14 protein-coding genes are annotated in these 16,065 nt (G+C 55.6%); 7 read left to right on the top strand and 7 right to left on the bottom strand.

Annotation, left to right across the window (positions count from 1 at the left end; all coding sequences use genetic code 11):
* Window positions 1–3 precede the first annotated feature (3 nt).
* The 5 genes from BB497_09350 to BB497_09330 form a co-directional block, all read right to left on the bottom strand.
* Window positions 4–771, bottom strand: a complete 768-nt coding sequence (locus BB497_09350) for a hypothetical protein (GenBank protein ID AVI62885.1) — start codon at window positions 769–771, stop codon at window positions 4–6.
* Window positions 768–2,570, bottom strand: a complete 1,803-nt coding sequence (locus BB497_09345; GenBank protein ID AVI62884.1) for a hypothetical protein — start codon at window positions 2,568–2,570, stop codon at window positions 768–770. Before BB497_09345 ends, BB497_09350 begins: the two co-directional genes overlap by 4 nt.
* Window positions 2,563–4,140, bottom strand: coding sequence for a BCCT transporter (locus BB497_09340; GenBank protein ID AVI62883.1), 1,578 nt, complete (start codon window positions 4,138–4,140; stop codon window positions 2,563–2,565). The genes BB497_09345 and BB497_09340 overlap by 8 nt, the downstream gene beginning before the upstream one ends.
* 113 nt (window positions 4,141–4,253) lie before the next feature.
* The gene (locus BB497_09335) at window positions 4,254–5,234 is read right to left on the bottom strand and encodes a peptidase M19 (protein ID AVI64314.1); all 981 of its coding nucleotides are present in this window, start codon (window positions 5,232–5,234) and stop codon (window positions 4,254–4,256) included.
* A 22-nt stretch (window positions 5,235–5,256) separates the two neighbouring features.
* A complete protein-coding gene (locus BB497_09330; GenBank protein ID AVI62882.1) occupies window positions 5,257–6,696 on the bottom strand; it encodes an aldehyde dehydrogenase in 1,440 nt (479 codons plus the stop codon).
* 159 nt (window positions 6,697–6,855) lie between these two features.
* Between BB497_09330 and BB497_09325 the strand changes: the two genes are divergently transcribed.
* Both BB497_09325 and BB497_09320 read left to right on the top strand, forming a co-directional pair.
* Complete coding sequence (locus BB497_09325) at window positions 6,856–7,761, top strand: LysR family transcriptional regulator (protein AVI62881.1); 906 nt, start codon at window positions 6,856–6,858, stop codon at window positions 7,759–7,761.
* 371 nt (window positions 7,762–8,132) lie between these two features.
* Window positions 8,133–9,047: an ABC transporter substrate-binding protein gene (locus BB497_09320; GenBank protein ID AVI62880.1), complete on the top strand. Its 915-nt coding sequence runs from the start codon at window positions 8,133–8,135 to the stop codon at window positions 9,045–9,047.
* Between the two features lie 52 nt (window positions 9,048–9,099).
* Here the strand turns inward: BB497_09320 and BB497_09315 are convergent, their stop codons facing one another.
* A complete protein-coding gene (locus BB497_09315) occupies window positions 9,100–9,768 on the bottom strand; it encodes a phosphoglycolate phosphatase, bacterial (protein AVI62879.1) in 669 nt (222 codons plus the stop codon).
* 140 nt (window positions 9,769–9,908) lie between these two features.
* Here BB497_09315 and BB497_09310 point away from each other — a divergent pair, with 140 nt between their 5' ends.
* Window positions 9,909–11,207 carry an NADH dehydrogenase gene (locus BB497_09310; protein AVI62878.1) on the top strand — a complete coding sequence of 433 codons (1,299 nt, stop codon included), beginning with the start codon at window positions 9,909–9,911 and terminating at the stop codon, window positions 11,205–11,207.
* A 23-nt stretch (window positions 11,208–11,230) separates the two neighbouring features.
* On the opposite strand, the gene BB497_09305 is transcribed toward BB497_09310, so the two are convergent.
* Window positions 11,231–11,932, bottom strand: a complete 702-nt coding sequence (locus tag BB497_09305; protein AVI62877.1) for a ribulose-phosphate 3-epimerase — start codon at window positions 11,930–11,932, stop codon at window positions 11,231–11,233.
* A gap of 205 nt (window positions 11,933–12,137) precedes the next feature.
* On the opposite strand from BB497_09305, the gene BB497_09300 reads away from it, so the two are divergent.
* The 4 genes from BB497_09300 to BB497_09285 are packed head-to-tail and all read left to right on the top strand — an operon-like array spanning window position 12,138 to window position 15,957.
* On the top strand, window positions 12,138–13,175 hold the full coding sequence (locus BB497_09300) for a thiosulfate transporter subunit (GenBank protein AVI62876.1): 1,038 nt from the start codon (window positions 12,138–12,140) through the stop codon (window positions 13,173–13,175).
* Window positions 13,176–13,184: 9 nt separating this feature from the next.
* A complete protein-coding gene (locus BB497_09295; GenBank protein AVI62875.1) occupies window positions 13,185–14,039 on the top strand; it encodes a sulfate ABC transporter permease subunit CysT in 855 nt (284 codons plus the stop codon).
* Window positions 14,039–14,866, top strand: coding sequence for a sulfate ABC transporter permease subunit CysW (locus BB497_09290; protein AVI62874.1), 828 nt, complete (start codon window positions 14,039–14,041; stop codon window positions 14,864–14,866). Before BB497_09295 ends, BB497_09290 begins: the two co-directional genes overlap by 1 nt.
* Window positions 14,863–15,957, top strand: coding sequence for a sulfate ABC transporter ATP-binding protein (locus BB497_09285; GenBank protein ID AVI62873.1), 1,095 nt, complete (start codon window positions 14,863–14,865; stop codon window positions 15,955–15,957). Before BB497_09290 ends, BB497_09285 begins: the two co-directional genes overlap by 4 nt.
* Window positions 15,958–16,065 lie beyond the last annotated feature (108 nt).

The following is a 16,065-nucleotide window of genomic DNA, read 5'->3' as shown; positions in this document are numbered from 1 at the left end:
CTATCAATCGTTGTCGTTGACACCAGCACCGGCGCCGCCTCGGGAAGCCTCGGAGGACTCCACCAGGATGCGATGTGCCAGCGCTTTCAGACGCGCCCAGATCGCATCATCTACCTCAATGCCTTCCTTCAGCGAGCGCTCGCGGCAGGCCATTAAGTCGGACTCAGAGTGACGTGCTAACAGATCCAGATCGTGGTCCTCGCCTAGGGAAGGCAGTAGCTCAACGTGGTTGGCCATGACCAAGGTAATGCCGTCGTTGGGTTCGTTTTCTTCCGGCACATCGCGCACCGAGTAGATGCATACTTCTGGCGTTGGGTGGCCCGCGCGAAAACCCACCACCTGCTCGGTGAGTGGCTCCTGTGCGTTGCGCCAGAAAGCGGTAATATTGATGCCTCGCCCCGCAAGGCGTGAAAGATAGCCCATGATCAGCTGACGATTGTGGCAACGGCGAATTTTTACCACCGAAAGCCCCCGCGCCCGGGCCTTGGCAAAGCCCAGCTCGGTCGCCAGACTGATACTACGCAGCACGCTCTGGCCATGGCCATCCAGTACCGCTAAGTCACCATCCTGATAAATAACGGCGGGCAACGCTTCAGGGTCTTCTTCCAGTAAAAAATCCAGCCCGCGGTTGAGCTGATCAATCGCATTGAAGCCATGACACTGCATCCACGCCACCATATCAGCGGCATCAGCTGCGTCCCCGTCTTCAAAGCCAATCCCAGTGAAAGCTTTTCTGCACAACCCTTGTAGCTCATTGAAGGAGACTTTCATGATGTTTCTCCACCAGCAGCAGGTTGATAAACGGTTGACGCTGGTGAGCTGGCATGGGGCGATAATCCAGCAGGCCCCACAGCGCCATTTTCAAGCGTTGGCTGCAGCGGAAAGCTCCAGTCATCAAAATGGCTGAGGTCTTCCGGTTCGGCGTTGAGTTCTTCCACCAACGGCGCGCCTTGGAACAGGGTAATCCGCACCCAGCGGTCGGACTTGGGGTCAAAGCGGCTGGCACCGAAAAATGAAAGCTTGGTGCGCAAAAGGTGCATAGGCTTCATGTCTTGACGCCAGAGATTGGCATGGATGTCCCCGTAGGTATCCTTTACCAGGGTCTGCACTCGGCGGATGATCTCTTTATGACGTGGCTTTGCTAGCAGAAAATCCACCACTTTGGCGCGTGGCGCTTCTTCAAGAAACTCGCATATTGCCTCATGGCTGTGGGCAACCCTTGGCCCCATGGCAATCAGCATTTCTTTCTCGACGCCCGCCTCTGCATGGCGAATACCCAGGCGCGGCTCTTCTTTTTCGGTTGAGCGGTACCAGAACCAGTAGCTGCCTTCGCGGCTTTCGTAGTCATGCTCCAGCGCCCAGCTATAGTGGGTCTCGATCAATTGACGAAGGTGAATCAGGGCCATATCCGGCTGAAGATCCAGATTCTCGGTAACGCCCATCTGCTCTTCAAGCGGGTCAACCAGCTCAGGGTAAAGCTCAATCAACAGCGTATTTATCAACTCCTGGGCTTCCAGCGACAGAGTCCGCTCGCTCCAGGCAACCAGCTGGCCCCACAGGTCGTCTTCCAACGGCGCACTTTCCAACCAAACGAGCACATCCGGCAGGCTGGCTACGGTCTCGGCGTTGCGTTCGGTCTGCTCCATGTCTTCGGTGACGGTTTCCATCAGATGCTGTAGGGCGCGGCGGGTAAGCGCAATTAGCCGCTTGCGGTCTTCTTCATTGGGTGCCTGACGCTGAGCAAGCGCCAGGGCGGTTTCACGCTGATTGACCCATTGCGCGATTAACTGCGGATGGCTAATCAGAAAAGGCGCCATCCCTAAGCCCGTCGAGTTGCCGATACCCAAGTATCGACGCAGCTCGGTGGCCAGTGCACAGGCAGTTTTCGGTGCCCGGGAGCGGGCCAAATGCTCAACCTGCTCGATGGAGAAATGGCGTAGCAGATAGACCCCGGCCATCTGCGGCGAGAACGGTCGCCGAAAGTCTGGGTTTTCATGCAGGCGGGCAAAATCAGCAATGCCGAATTTGCCGTTGCCGTAAACCGCCGTGGTACGGTAAAGATAGCCTACCCGAGTCAGCCACTGCGGGTCCGGCTGCTGGCCGCTGGCAAGCGCTTCAACAAAGTAGGCAAAGTTGCGCAGACTTTTATTGGCGCGAGATAACACCAGTACCCTTGGATGCTGGCGGCCAGCTTCCTGCAGCGGCACATTGGCAGCCATCTGCTCCAGCAAGCTATCGTCCACATCGCCTTCTACTAGGCCGAAGGTGACATCCCAGGCTTCAGCAATCACTCGGTCGGTGCGTCGCGAGTCGTCCAATGCCTGGGCAAACATCACCCCATGGTAGCGCCCATAAGGTGTCTGCAGCCGATAAATAGCGGTGCCATAACCGTGTTCATCCAGATCAAAATGCTCCTGACTGACCTGCCAGCGCTGGCGCCCCATCTGGCGCATCAGGGTGCGCACAAAGCTTAGTCGGCAGGCGTGGAGGCTGCCCAAGCGTTCCAGCTGCATGACATCATCCGCAGGACGCAGGTTAAGAGGGGCCAGCCCCCATTCGCGATTAATCATGAACAACGTCCTTTTTGCGGGTGCTCAACCCTTGCTCCCGCGCCATGGCATAAGCCGCTTGCGGACCCAGCCACAGCGAAGGCAACAGCACCAGTGAAACGGGAATGGCGGTAATCACGATAAACTGCTGCAACACACCGATCTGGCCGGCCCCCATATAGAGCAAGATCGCGGCCATCAACGACATGGTAACCCCCCAGAAAATTCGTACAGCGGTATGCGGTTGATCATGACCCGTACACACCACAGCAATTGCATAGCTCATAGAGTCACCGGTGGTGGCTACAAAAATGGTCGTTAGCAGCAGGATCGCCAAGGCCATTAGAGTGCCACCCGGTAGCGCCTGAGCTACCGTCAATGTGGCCACGTCAAACTGGAAGTTATTAAGTGCCTCGGCCAAGTCAATTACACCGGTTAGCTGGTAGTGGATGCCGGAACCGCCCAGCAGCGTAAACCAGACGGTAGTCGCAATGGGTGCCATAACCGCCACCGCCAAAATCATCTGACGAATGGTGCGGCCACGGGAAATACGTGCCACGAAAATCGCCATCAGCGGGCCGTAACCAATAAACCAAGCAAAGAAGAACACCGTCCACCACTGCATCCACCAAGCCGGCGCGGTTTCTGAAGTCATGGTCGCCATGGCGAAAAACGAAGTGATGTACTCACCAAAGCCTTGCAGATAGGCATTGGTAAAGAACAGCGTTGGGCCAAAGACAAAAATCACGGCAGCGATAGCCAGGGCCAGAAACACATTAAAGCGGCTAAGCATTTGAATGCCTCGATGAATGCCGGTAGCCGCAGAGGTGACGTACACGGCGCCCAGCACTATCAGGATTATCAGCTGAGTGGTGTAGCCTTCGCTGATGCCAAACAGCTCATGCAGTCCAAAGCTGACCTGGGTGGCCAGAAAGCCAATCGGGCCAACGGTGCCTGCTACCACCGCAATCACACAGCAGGCATCGACCACGCCGCCCACCCAGCTGCGCATCAGGCGCTCGCCAAGCACCGGATACAGCAGAGTTCGCGGCTGCAGCGGAAGGCCACGGTCGTAGTGCCAGTAAGCCAGTACAACAGCTGTCAGCGAGCCAAGTACCGCCCAGGCCAGAAAGCCCCAGTGCATGAACGACTGCGCCAGCGCGCTGGCAACCGCTTCCACCGTGCCTGCTTCGGTGTCGAAGGCGGGCGGCGTGACCACGAAGTGATACACCGGCTCACCGGCAGCAAAGAAGACACCTCCTCCGGCCAGCAGGGTACACATAATGATTGAGAGCCACTTGAAAGTGCTCAGCTCAGGCTTATCCAGGCCACCCACTTTCGCGCTAGCTGCGGGTGAGATAGCCAAGCCAATAGCGATAAAAAAGGTCAGTAACAGCAGCAACTGGAAATACGAGCCCAACACCGCCGCGGTCCAGGCAAAACCGTTTGAAATCGCATCGGCCACCCCCTCAATATTGATCAGTGAAAGAACGACAAACAGAACGACAAAGCCGCCGCTAAGCCCGAGCACCACAGGGTCACCGAACTTGCCCAGCCCTGAGGCATCGTCCTTTTTTTTGGATGAGTCCATGGGGAAACCTCATTATTGATTATTGTGGGTATTAGTTATTGCGAATACTGCTTGTTATGGATATTAGCTATTGCGGGCAACGCACGGCGGATGGGCAGTGCGTCCTGGCGTGCTCAATCACCACCACGGGTTGTCGTGCGCTCCAGCAATTCGACCCAGTTGCGCCCCATAATGCGAGCAACCTCGTCTTCGCCAAACCCTTTGGCAAGCAACCCATCAATCAGGTTGGGAAAGTCTCGGCTATCGCGCAGCCAAGCCAGTGGCTTTGGCCAGCCGGCATTGTTGGCACTACCTTCACCGTAATCCATCTCTTTTGACCAGCGGCCGTTGCGCATCCATTCCAGCACTGTGGTCGGCTGGTTCTGGCATAAGTCAGTCCCCAGGCCGACGTGTTCAATACCCATCATGTCCACCGTACGGGCAATCATGTCGCAATAATCTTCCAGGGTGCAGTCTGGGCCGTTTTTGAGATGGAATGGATAGGCCGAAAAGCCCAGTAGTCCGTCATTTTCGGCAATCGCCTTGAGCACCTTGCCAGACTTGTTGCGCTTGGCGTCGTGGAAAAAGCTCGGGTTAGCGTGGGAGATGATCACCGGGCGCTCGGAAATCTCGATCGCCTCAAGCGTCGAGCGTTCGCCGCTGTGGGACATATCAATCACCATGCCGACCCGGTTCATCTCGCGAATCACCTGGCGACCAAAGCGAGTAATACCGCTGTCCTCGCTCTCATAACAACCACACGCCAACAGGCTCTGGTTGTTATAGGTGAGCTGCATGATCAGAAGGCCCAGCTGGCGCAGCACTGCGACCATGTCGATATCGTCTTCAATCGGCGAGCAGTTCTGGGCGCCGAAGAAGATGCCTACCTTGCCCGCCTGCTGGGCGCGTTCGATATCGCCCGGCGCATGTACCGGCATGATCAAGTCGCTATGGGCTTCAAACCGGCGGTTCCACTCGCCGATGCGGGTCAGGGTTTCACGTAGCGTCTCGTGGTACACCAGGGTGGCGTGGACGGCGTCCACGCCGCCCTCGCGCATCTGTTCGAAAATCTCCCGGGACCAGTTGGAGTACTGGAGCCCATCAACGGTCAGCATCTGCTTGGACATAGCCCGCTCCTTACGCCTTGACGTAACAGGTTTTGACCACGGTGTAGAACTCACGCGCATAGCGCCCTTGTTCACGCGGGCCGAAGCTGGAGTCTTTGCGACCGCCAAACGGTACATGGTAATCAGTGCCAGCGGTTGCCAGGTTGACCATCACACAACCTGTCTCAGCTTCAGCTTTGAAGCGAGTCGCCAGCGCCAGGGAGTCGGTAATAATCCCCGCCGTCAGGCCGAAGTTAGTATCGTTTAGGGTAGCGATGGCTTCGTCCATATCAGCGACCTTGATCACACAGGCTATTGGGCCGAAAACCTCTTCGCGGTTGATGGCCATCTCATTGGAGGTCTCAACAAACAGCGTGGGGGCCATAAAGTAGCCTTCGCTGGCACAACTTACCCGTTCGCCGCCGAACACCAGTTTGGCGCCATCAGCTTTGCCACGTTCAATCCAGTTCAGGTTGGACTCCAACTGACGGGCATCGGCGACTGGGCCAATCTGCACGCCCTCTTCCAGCGCTGGCCCGACTTTAGCTTTCGCTAGCCGCGCGGTCAGCTTGTCCACAAACGCATCGTGGACGGCTTCATGAACAATCAATCGAGAAGACGCCGTGCACTTCTGTCCGGTACCGGAATAAGCGCCGTTGAAGGCTGCTTCCACCGCTAGATCCAAATTCGCATCTTCAGCGACGATCAGGGCGTTCTTGGAGCCCATTTCCAGCTGGCATTTAACTAGGTTACCGGCGGTAGCAGCGGCAACACGGCGTCCCACTTCCAGCGAGCCAGTAAAGGTCAGTGCATTAATCGCAGGACTGGTGATCAGCGCTTCGCCGACGCTGCCGCCGCTGCCCATCAGTAGGTTAAAGGTACCCGCGGGCAAGGCCTGGCGACTGATGATTTCGGTCAAGGCCCAGGCGCTGGCAGGCACCAGGTTGGCAGGTTTGAAAATTACAGCGTTACCAAAGGCCAGTGCCGGGGCGATCTTCCATACCGCGGTAGCCATCGGGAAGTTCCACGGGCTGATGATGCCCACCACGCCCACTGGTTCCCGGCGGGTATCGACTTCAACGCCAGGGCGCACGGAGTCTACTCGCTCATCCAGCTGGCGTAGCACTTCAGCAGCATAGTAGTGGAAGAATTGCGCCGAACGCGCCACCTCACCCATACCTTCTGCCAGCGGTTTGCCTTCTTCGCGAGACAGCAGACGGCCCAACTCTTCCTTGCGCGCCATCAGCTCATCGCCAATCGCCATCAAGATACCGTAGCGCTGCTCCAGCCCGGTTTTGGCCCACTCACGCTGGCCCAGGCGCGCTGCATTGATTGCCTCTTTAACTTGGTCAGCGCTCGCTTGGGAATACTCACCAATCACATCAGCAAGGTCCGAGGGATTGGAGTTGGAAATGTGGCTTTCGCCGTAGACCCATTGGCCGTTGATATAAAGCGCGCGGAGGGATGGCATAGCGACCTCTTTTTATGACATTGATAACGGACTGTTGACGACATGCTAGAGAAGGCGGGAAGATAAGGACAATCAATAATTCAGATAAAACGATCAATAAAACTTACCACCAAAATTTACCATCAAAACTTACCACTATAACGAGATGAAACACTGACCATGCTTCCCGAGCTGAAACTGGCACCTTTACGCTATGTACTCGCTATCCTTGATTCGGGTGGCTTTCACGCCGCCGCCAAGCAGTTGCATCGCAGTCAGCCAGCCATTTCTATGGCAGTACGTGACCTCGAAGAGCGCCTTGGCCAACCGCTGTTTGAAAAAGGTGGCGGCAAGGCGCTGTTAACGCCCTTTGGCCGCTGGTGTGAACCACGCTTTCGCGAATTGGTGGCCCATCACGACCGAGTATGTCGCGATGCGCTGGCCATCGCACATCACCAGCGTGGGCGGGTAGATATTGCCGCAGTGCCGTCGGTCGCCAGCCGTCTTATGCCCACATTATTAGTTGGATTTCTGAAGGCTTATCCCGGTATTGATATCAGCTTGCAGGACGGCCACTCCGAGCGGGTCAATGAGATGGTATTGAAAGGCGAGGTTGAACTTGGCATCACCAGCCTATGGCTGCCCGACGACACCCTCAGCTTCGATGCGCTACTGAACGATGATATCGGCGTGGTGTGTCGTGATGACCATCCGCTAGCCCAGCAGAGTGCGTTGCATTGGCAGGCGCTCAAACCCTATACACTGATCCGCAATGGCACCTCGCGCCTGCTAGATGGATCGCCAGCCGCGGAACTTTTAACCCATAGCACGCTGTATATTTCCAACATGATTTCGCTCACTGCCATGCTAGAAGCCGGTATAGGTGTGACGACCTTGCCCCGGTTGGCGTTTCAGGAAGAGCATCAGCGGCTACGCTTTATCCCACTAGCCTCCCCCTATCTCGAACGACGAATGGGGTTACTAAAACACGCTGGACGAAGCCTCACTCCTGCTGCAGATGCTATGTATACCTATCTTTTATCAGAGCTTAGCAATATCTCGCGTACGCTAACCCTTATTTCATAACAAATGAGAATCTTCTAAAAACACTCGGTGATGACCTGAAGAGGATGCAATAGCATCAAGCGCTTTTTGACATCAAATAGCTTTAAACACCTTACAGCTTGGTGCCTTTTGTCACTGTAAAAGCAGGCCTTTATTATTGGCATGGAACTAATAATCCGTCCGGTTGCAACGAGCGGCCACTTGGCGGGTCGTAGTGTTGCGCAACAATGTTTTTAAGCATAGAGGTTAACCCACGTTAGCGAAACCAAGGCGTTAGCCTGATGCAATGCGGCACGCTGCCAAACAGCGCCTGGATGCAATGTTACTGGCAACGTTTGTGGGTAATCTTTATTATCTGCTGTCTTTTTAATAGGTTAGGTTAGGAGCGTGACATGGATAAACGAGCACCCTGGATAATCACGCTCTTATTAGTAACCGTTCTGAACGCGCCGCAGGCGTTTGGCGCTAACTCCTTCAAGATAATTACTTCATTTAGCGTGATCGAAGACCTCGTGAAGCGGGTAGCGGGCAGCGATATCACGATTACCAACCTTGTGCCAACGGGGAAAGATGTCCACCGCTGGGAGCTAACACCCCCCAATGTGCTGGCCATTGAAGAAGCAGATATTATGTTTTACAACGGTTTTGGCTTAGAGCCTTGGATGCGCCACGTGGAAGCGATGGCTCGAGACAGCCTTACCCTGATCGCCCTTGCCGAAAATGCCGACTATGAGCCGCTGCCTATTTCAACAGGGCAGTTTAAAGGCAACCCTGACCCCCATATGTGGATGGACCCTAAAGGGGCCGCCGCTTATATCGACGTGATCGCGCAAACCCTAATCGAGCACTACCCCGAGAAAACCGAAGCCTTTAACACCAGAGCCACAGAGGCCCATGAGGCGCTAGCAAAGCTGAATCGAACACTATTAGAGCGCCTACAAGGCATACCTCAAACCAATCGCCTGTTGGTGACCAGTGAGGCAGGCATGAGCTATTTTGCGCGCGCCTATGAGTTTGAGTACGCCGCTATTTGGGGCGTAAACCATGAAACCCTTGGCAGCGCCGACGCAATGGCGTCAATGAGCATGCGTTTGGCGGAAAAACGCCCACAGGCACTGTTTTATGAAAGCACAGTGCCGTGTATTCATATGGACGCCCTCGCCCGGGAGGTGAACGTAAGCCTTAAAGGCCCGCTTTATGTGGATACATTGGGGGCAAGCGATAGCCCCGCCTATAACTACCCCGCTATGCTGCGCCACAACGTGGAGCAGCTTCACGAAGGCTTAGGCGGGGCCCGTGCCGACTAGTCAGCGCCCTACTATTATTAGCAAACCGCGAACACGTAATAGCTAACGCGGATTACTCTGTTAGTACCCGCAACGAGTTAATCAGCAAGTCAGGCTGGCTCTGTTCTATGGGCTCACCGTGGTTATAGCCGTAGGGCAACGCCACGGTGGTAAAGCCCGCGGCTTTGCCTGCCGCTATATCGTGACGGGAGTCCCCCACCATCACGCTGGCTGAAGGGGGAATATCCAGCGCTTGTGCAGCGTGCAAAAGCGGCGCCGGGCTGGGCTTTTTCTCGGCCAGCGAATCGCCGCCCAGACAAAGAGTAAACAATGGCAGCAGTTCAAAGTGGCTTAAGATTGGCGCAATAAAACGTTCGGGTTTATTAGTGATTAACACCAACGCATAGCCCTTTTGGTGCAAGGCATTAAGTGTCGCCTGCACCTCTGGATAAAGCTGAGTCAGCGCATTGGGGGCTGCACTGTAGTGACGCATAAACGCGTCATACGCGTTGGCCTGCAAGGCTTGCCCTGGCGCCTGTTCAACCGCCCAGGTTAGCGCTCGTTCCACCAATACCGGCGCGCCGTTACCCACCCAGTCGCGCACGAGTTCTTCGCTAGGTGCTGCTAGGCCAACCTCATTCAGCGCTTTCTGTAAGGCGACCGCTAAATCTGGCACGGAATCAATTAACGTGCCGTCTAAATCAAATGCAATTAACCGCTTTCCTTGCAAAATAGTGTGCACGCTGCTGCTCTCCTATAGGGCGCAATGAAGCCCTGCTGACTCAACGTAATATCCATTTCTTTTACTATCTTATCGTTTTTGCACATCGTAAGGCAGGCTAGAAGGTTCTATGCTGAGGCTATATTAGCAAGGAGAGCATAATGGCCATTCCACGAATTGTGATCGTTGGCGGCGGTGCGGGCGGGTTGGCCCTTGCCACACGCCTTGGACAGACCCTAGGCAAAAAAAAGCGCGCGGAGATCGTACTGTTGGATCGCAACGCCACCCATGTATGGAAGCCGCTTTTACATGAACTGGCCACTGGAGCGCTTAACTCCAGCATGGATGAGGTAGATTACCGCGGGCACTCCTCCGCCCACCATTACCGCTACCAGCGCGGCTCATTGGATGGTCTTGATCGCGAGAAAAAAGTCATTCACCTGTCGCCCATTTTGGATGAAAACGGTGAGGAAGTACTGCCCGCCCGGGAGCTTACCTACGACTATCTCGTGCTAGCACTCGGCAGCGTTTCAAACGATTTTGGCACCGAAGGTGTTGCAGAACACTGCCACTTTATGGACTCGCCCCAGCAAGCCAAGGCGTTTCAGCACCACATGATTAATACCTTTTTACGCTATACCGACCCCTCGCTACGCCAACATACCCAATTAACCATTGGCATCGTGGGGGGCGGCGCTACCGGCGTAGAGCTTTCCGCCGAACTGTTAGACGCCTCGCGCCTGCTCAACGCCTACGGCGTTACCGCACTTGATCACCAGAATATCAGCGTGCATTTGATCGAAGGCGCCCCTCGCCTGTTGCCCGCCCTTTCCGAGCGGATTGGTCTCACTGTTCAGCAAGAGCTGGAGAGCATGGGAGTTCACGTGCATGTGAACACCACTATTAAGCAGGCGCAGCAGTACCAGCTAATCACGGATGATGGGGACGTTATCGAAACCGACCTAAACGTGTGGGCGGCAGGGATTAAAGCGCCCCCTTTTTTAGCAGAGATTGGCTTAACGACTAATAAGAAGAATCAAATCCAGGTGGCGCAAACGCTACAAAGTGTTGATGACCCGCATATCTTTGCCATGGGCGATTGCGCCAGCTGCCCACAAGGGGAGGACAGCACCGTGCCGCCCCGCGCCCAGGCAGCCCACCAGCAAGCCAAGCTGCTGGCTAAAAATCTAGTGAATGCGCTGGAGAGCAAGCCGCTGAAACCGTTTATTTACCGCGACCACGGCTCGCTGGTGTCACTGGCTCGCTATGACGCGGTAGGCAACTTGATGCGCAGCTCCGCTTCTCGCGGACTGTTTCTAGAGGGCTGGCTGGCACGCCAAGCCTACGCTTCGCTCTACCGGATGCACCAGCTCTCTATTCATGGCGCACCTAAAACCGGGCTTGCCTGGCTAGTCGATAAGCTAAACCGCTACCTGAAACCACGCATGAAACTGCACTAAACCGCTATTTTAGCCCTGCACATTTAACCCGGCACCTTGGCCAGTTCGTTACGCAGCTGCTGAATAACACTGTCGTAACCGTAGGGGTCACTTGCTTGATGGGCATTAAAAATGGCCGAGCCTGCGACAAAGGTATCGGCACCGGCGGCGGCGATATCGGCAATGTTGTCTACTTTTACGCCGCCGTCGATCTCTAGGCGGATCGGGCGACCAGACGCATCAATACGTGCCCGCGCTTCGCGCAGCTTATCCAGCGTACCAGGGATAAACGACTGGCCACCGAACCCTGGGTTAACACTCATCAGCAGCACCATGTCGATTTTGTCCATCACGTAATCAAGGTACGAAAGCGGGGTCGCTGGATTAAACACCAGCCCCGCTTTGCAACCGCCGTCACGGATCAGTTGCAGCGACCGGTCGATATGCTCGGAAGCCTCTGGGTGAAACGTGATGTAGTTCGCCCCGGCCTCGATAAAGTCGCCAATCATACGGTCAACCGGCTTCACCATTAGATGTACATCAATGGGCGCAGTAACGCCGTGCTGCCGCAGCGCTTTGCACACCATGGGGCCAATGGTCAGGTTGGGCACGTAGTGGTTGTCCATCACGTCGAAGTGAACAATATCAGCACCGGCGGCCAACACGTTATCAACCTCCTCGCCAAGCCGCGCAAAATTAGCGGAGAGAATCGAAGGGGCAATCAGAAAATCGTGCGCAGCGGACATAATGCGTTCCTTGGTTACCAGGGGAAGTAGGCGCACATCTTACCAGAGCCATCCACGAAGCCCCATCTTGCTGAACGGGCAGGCTGCACGAAGCCATACACTCATATTCTTAAAAAGAATATAAAACACAATTGTAATTCCACAATCACAGGTATAACCTTAGTGCCATTGCGACAAGATCGCCCCCGAATTTAAGGAGCCTGCTATGCCTTTGCCAACGTTTTCACGCCCCCTTTTCCGCCGCAGTCTGCTGTCGATTGCCCTGGGTGCAACAGTAGCCAGCGCCGCTTTATCCAGCACGGCGGCGGCTCAAGAACGCGAGCTACTGAACTCCTCCTACGATATCGCCCGTGAACTTTTCAGCGCTATCAACCCCGAGTTCCAAGCGTGGTGGCAAGAAGAGCACGGTGAAGAGATTGATATTAACCAATCCCACGGTGGCTCTTCCGCGCAAGCGCGCGCCATCCTGCAGGGCCTGCGTGCAGATGTCGTCACCTTTAACCAGGTAACGGATGTTCAAGTGCTCGCTGATGCTGGTTTAGTCGCGGATGATTGGCAGGAAGCGTTTGAAAACAACGCCTCTCCTTACTACTCCACCACCGCATTTTTGGTACGCAAAGACAATCCCAAAGGCATCGAAAGCTGGGATGATTTGGTTAAAGAAGATATTCAAATGGTCTTCCCTAACCCTAAAACCTCCGGTAACGGCCGCTACACCTACTTAGCCGCTTGGGGCTTTGCTGAAAACGAATTTGATGGCGATGAAGAGCAAATCCACGACTTTATGCGCACCTTCCTGCGCAACGTAGCGGTCTTTGATACCGGCGGTCGCGGCGCTACCACCAGCTTCATCGAGCGCGGTATCGGTGATGTCCTGATCAGCTTCGAGTCGGAAGTGAACAACATCCGTAGCGAATACGGCAGCGACGATTACGAAGTTATCGTGCCGCCGGTCAGCGTCTTGGCCGAGTTCCCAGTCGCAGTGGTTGGCCCTAACGCAGAGCGCAACGGCAATAGTGACCTGGCCCAGAGCTACCTTGAGTACCTGTACAGCGAAGATGCCCAGCGCCAGTTAGCAGGCTTTAACTATCGGGTTCACAACGAAACCGTGGTGGCAGAATTTGCCGACCAATTCCCTGAAACCGAGCTGTTTGAAGTTGAGGACGTGTTCGGTAGCTGGGAAGAAGCGATGGAAAACCACTTTGCCGGTGGTGCCCTACTTGACCAACTGCAGCGTCGTTAACGGTACCCCATGCGCCAATTTGCACTATGGCGGCCCGGCAGCACACGCGTGCTGCCGGGCTTTGGCCTTTCAATGGGTATCAGCGTGATGTTTATCTCGCTGGTACTGTTACTTCCGATCACGGGCCTTTTTGGCCAGTTGGCGGGGCTTAGCCTTGCCGAGTATTGGGCGATTATTACCGAAGGCCGCGTGGTGGCCAGCTACATGGTTACCATCGGCGCGGCCGCCGTAGCCGCACTGGTTAACGCGGTATTTGGCCTACTGCTGGCCTGGGTACTGGTGCGCTATGAGTTCCCCGGTAAGCGTCTATTAGACGCCTTAATGGATTTACCCTTTGCGCTGCCCACGGCCGTGGCGGGTATCACCCTTGCTACGTTATATGCGGGCAGTGGCTGGATGGGCCAACTACTAGAGCCATTAGGCTTTCAAGTAGCCTATACCTGGGTAGGTATCGCCCTGGCTATGGCGTTTACCAGCATTCCTTTTGTGGTGCGCACTGTTCAGCCAGTGCTTGAAGACCTGCCTGCCGAGGTGGACGAAGCCGCTATGTCCCTGGGTGCAACCGACGGCGTAGCGTTTCGCCGGGTGATCATGCCGCACCTTTGGCCTGCGCTGGTCACCGGCACCGGGCTTGCCTTTGTACGCTCGCTGGGCGAGTTCGGGGCGATTATCTTTATCGCCGGTAATATGCCCTACGAAACGGAAATTACCGCGCTGATGATTTTCGTCAAGCTACAAGAGTATGACTACGCCGGTGCCTCTGCGATTGCCTCGGTGGTACTGATGGTATCGCTTGCCCTGCTGCTGGCGATCAACATTTGGCAAGGCCGCTTCGTGCGCCGCTTGCATGGAGAAAAAGGCTAATGCGCAGAATTGGTGATGCGCCCTCTGTGCGGCGCCTATTAATTGGCGCGGCGCTGTTTCTCGCCGCACTTTTTTTGCTGCTGCCGCTGGTGGCTATTTTTGCCCAAGCATTCTCCCAGGGCGTGATGGTGTTTTGGGCCAACGTAAGCAATACATTCACCTTGCACGCCATCGGCTTAACACTGGTAATCGCGCTACTGACGATTCCTGTGTGCCTGGTATTTGGTGTGGCCCTTGCGTGGCTGGTAACCCGCTTTAGCTTTCCTGGTCGGCGCATATTACAAACGCTGATTGATATTCCGTTTGCCGTTTCACCAGTGGTCGCCGGGCTTATTTATCTGCTGCTCTATGGGCGTAATGGTTGGATTGGTAGCTGGTTAGATACCTATGACATCCAGCTGATGTTTGCCTGGCCCGGCATCCTCATGGTGACAATTTTCGTTACCTGCCCCTTCGTTGCGCGCGAGCTTATTCCGCTGATGCAGGCCCAAGGTTCGAGAGAAGAAGAAGCTGCGGTGACCCTCGGTGCTGGCGGCTGGACCACCTTCCGGCGTGTCACGCTCCCCAACATTCGCTGGGCGCTGCTGTACGGGATCATTCTCACCAACGCCCGAGCGGTGGGTGAATTTGGTGCCGTATCAGTGGTCGCAGGGGCTATTCGTGGGAAAACCAACACATTGCCGCTGCATCTAGAGCAGCTTTATCAGGATTACAACACGGTGGGCGCGTTTGCCAGCGCCGCACTGCTGGCCCTTATTGCCCTGTTAACCCTTGCGGCCAAGGCAGGCCTGGAATGGCGCGCATCGCGCCGGGAGGCTTTCTTATGAGTATTCGCTTAGAGAATATTGCCAAGCACTTTGCCAATACCCAGGCACTGGAGCCCATCAACCTCGATATCCACGAAGGTGAGCTGGTAGGCTTGCTCGGCCCCTCTGGTTCAGGAAAAACTACTCTGCTGCGCATTATTGCCGGGCTTGAGAGTGCGGATCGCTCGCCTACGCCGGGTAAAATCATCTTTGGTGATCGCGATGTGACCCATGTCCACGTGCGCGACCGCCGGATTGGCTTTGTCTTCCAGCACTACGCGCTATTTCGCCATATGAGCGTGTACGACAACGTGGCGTTTGGCTTAACCGTCATGCCTAGAAAGCGGCGCCCTTCTAGCGGTGAAATTCGTGCGCGGGTGTTTAGACTCTTGGAAATGGTTCAGCTGCAAAATTTGGCTAACCGCCTGCCCGCTCAACTCTCAGGCGGCCAGCAACAGCGCGTATCGCTGGCTCGCGCCCTGGCCGTTGAGCCGGATGTGCTGCTACTGGACGAACCGTTTGGGGCGCTGGATGCCAAAGTACGCCAGGATCTGCGCCGCTGGCTACGCCGCCTCCACGAAGAGTTAAACTTCACCAGCGTGTTTGTCACCCACGACCAAGAAGAAGCATTAGAGCTATCCGACCGCGTTGTGGTGATGAGCAACGGCCGCATCGAGCAGATTGACACGCCGGACTCGCTCTATCGCTCACCGAAAAACCGCTTTGTGTTTGAGTTTCTGGGCGATGTAAACCACCTAGAAGGCCGTGTGCGCGAAGGCGTACTTACCTGCGGCGACGCCCACTTAAACGTTGACCTACCCGATGGCGATGAAGAGCTGCTGCTGCGCCCCCATGAGGTACGCCTTTCGGAGCAGCCTAGTTCAGGGAGCCACTTGCCGGTGACAGTTACTGCTATTTCCCCGGTGGGGGCAGAAGTGCGTGTTGAACTGGAAGCCGACTGGCTGGCTAAACCGTGGCTTGCCACCGTGCGCCATGCGGATTTCGAGCGGCTAGAGATGCGTCGCGGGCAACGTCTGTTTGCCCACCCCCGCCAGTGGCATCGATTTAAAGAGGACGTACCCACGTCTGAGAAGCAAACGCGGGCGGCATAAACCGTTATACTGGCGTAGTTTTGCGTTTAAAGATGCGCCAACGTGTTGTCGGCCAAGCTTTTTTTGCATATTGTGGCTTCACGCCCTAACGGGCGATAACTATTTATC

Source organism: Halomonas sp. GFAJ-1 (genome assembly GCA_002966495.1).
Lineage (GTDB): Bacteria > Pseudomonadota > Gammaproteobacteria > Pseudomonadales > Halomonadaceae > Vreelandella.
Note: the sequence above shows the minus strand (reverse complement) of the source record. Positions and strands in the feature narration are given on the sequence as shown.

Excerpts from the sequence above, each read along its gene's own strand:
- BB497_09320 (AVI62880.1), top strand. The coding sequence starts at position 8,133 with ATGGATAAACGAGCACCCTGGATAATCACGCTCTTATTAGTAACCGTT.
- BB497_09340 (AVI62883.1), bottom strand. The coding sequence starts at position 4,140 with ATGGACTCATCCAAAAAAAAGGACGATGCCTCAGGGCTGGGCAAGTTC.
- BB497_09285 (AVI62873.1), top strand. The coding sequence starts at position 14,863 with ATGAGTATTCGCTTAGAGAATATTGCCAAGCACTTTGCCAATACCCAG.
- BB497_09290 (AVI62874.1), top strand. The coding sequence starts at position 14,039 with ATGCGCAGAATTGGTGATGCGCCCTCTGTGCGGCGCCTATTAATTGGC.
- BB497_09330 (AVI62882.1), bottom strand. The coding sequence starts at position 6,696 with ATGCCATCCCTCCGCGCGCTTTATATCAACGGCCAATGGGTCTACGGC.
- BB497_09345 (AVI62884.1), bottom strand. The coding sequence starts at position 2,570 with ATGATTAATCGCGAATGGGGGCTGGCCCCTCTTAACCTGCGTCCTGCG.
- BB497_09305 (AVI62877.1), bottom strand. The coding sequence starts at position 11,932 with ATGTCCGCTGCGCACGATTTTCTGATTGCCCCTTCGATTCTCTCCGCT.
- BB497_09350 (AVI62885.1), bottom strand. The coding sequence starts at position 771 with ATGAAAGTCTCCTTCAATGAGCTACAAGGGTTGTGCAGAAAAGCTTTC.
- BB497_09325 (AVI62881.1), top strand. The coding sequence starts at position 6,856 with ATGCTTCCCGAGCTGAAACTGGCACCTTTACGCTATGTACTCGCTATC.
- BB497_09295 (AVI62875.1), top strand. The coding sequence starts at position 13,185 with ATGCGCCAATTTGCACTATGGCGGCCCGGCAGCACACGCGTGCTGCCG.
- BB497_09300 (AVI62876.1), top strand. The coding sequence starts at position 12,138 with ATGCCTTTGCCAACGTTTTCACGCCCCCTTTTCCGCCGCAGTCTGCTG.
- BB497_09310 (AVI62878.1), top strand. The coding sequence starts at position 9,909 with ATGGCCATTCCACGAATTGTGATCGTTGGCGGCGGTGCGGGCGGGTTG.
- BB497_09335 (AVI64314.1), bottom strand. The coding sequence starts at position 5,234 with ATGCTGACCGTTGATGGGCTCCAGTACTCCAACTGGTCCCGGGAGATT.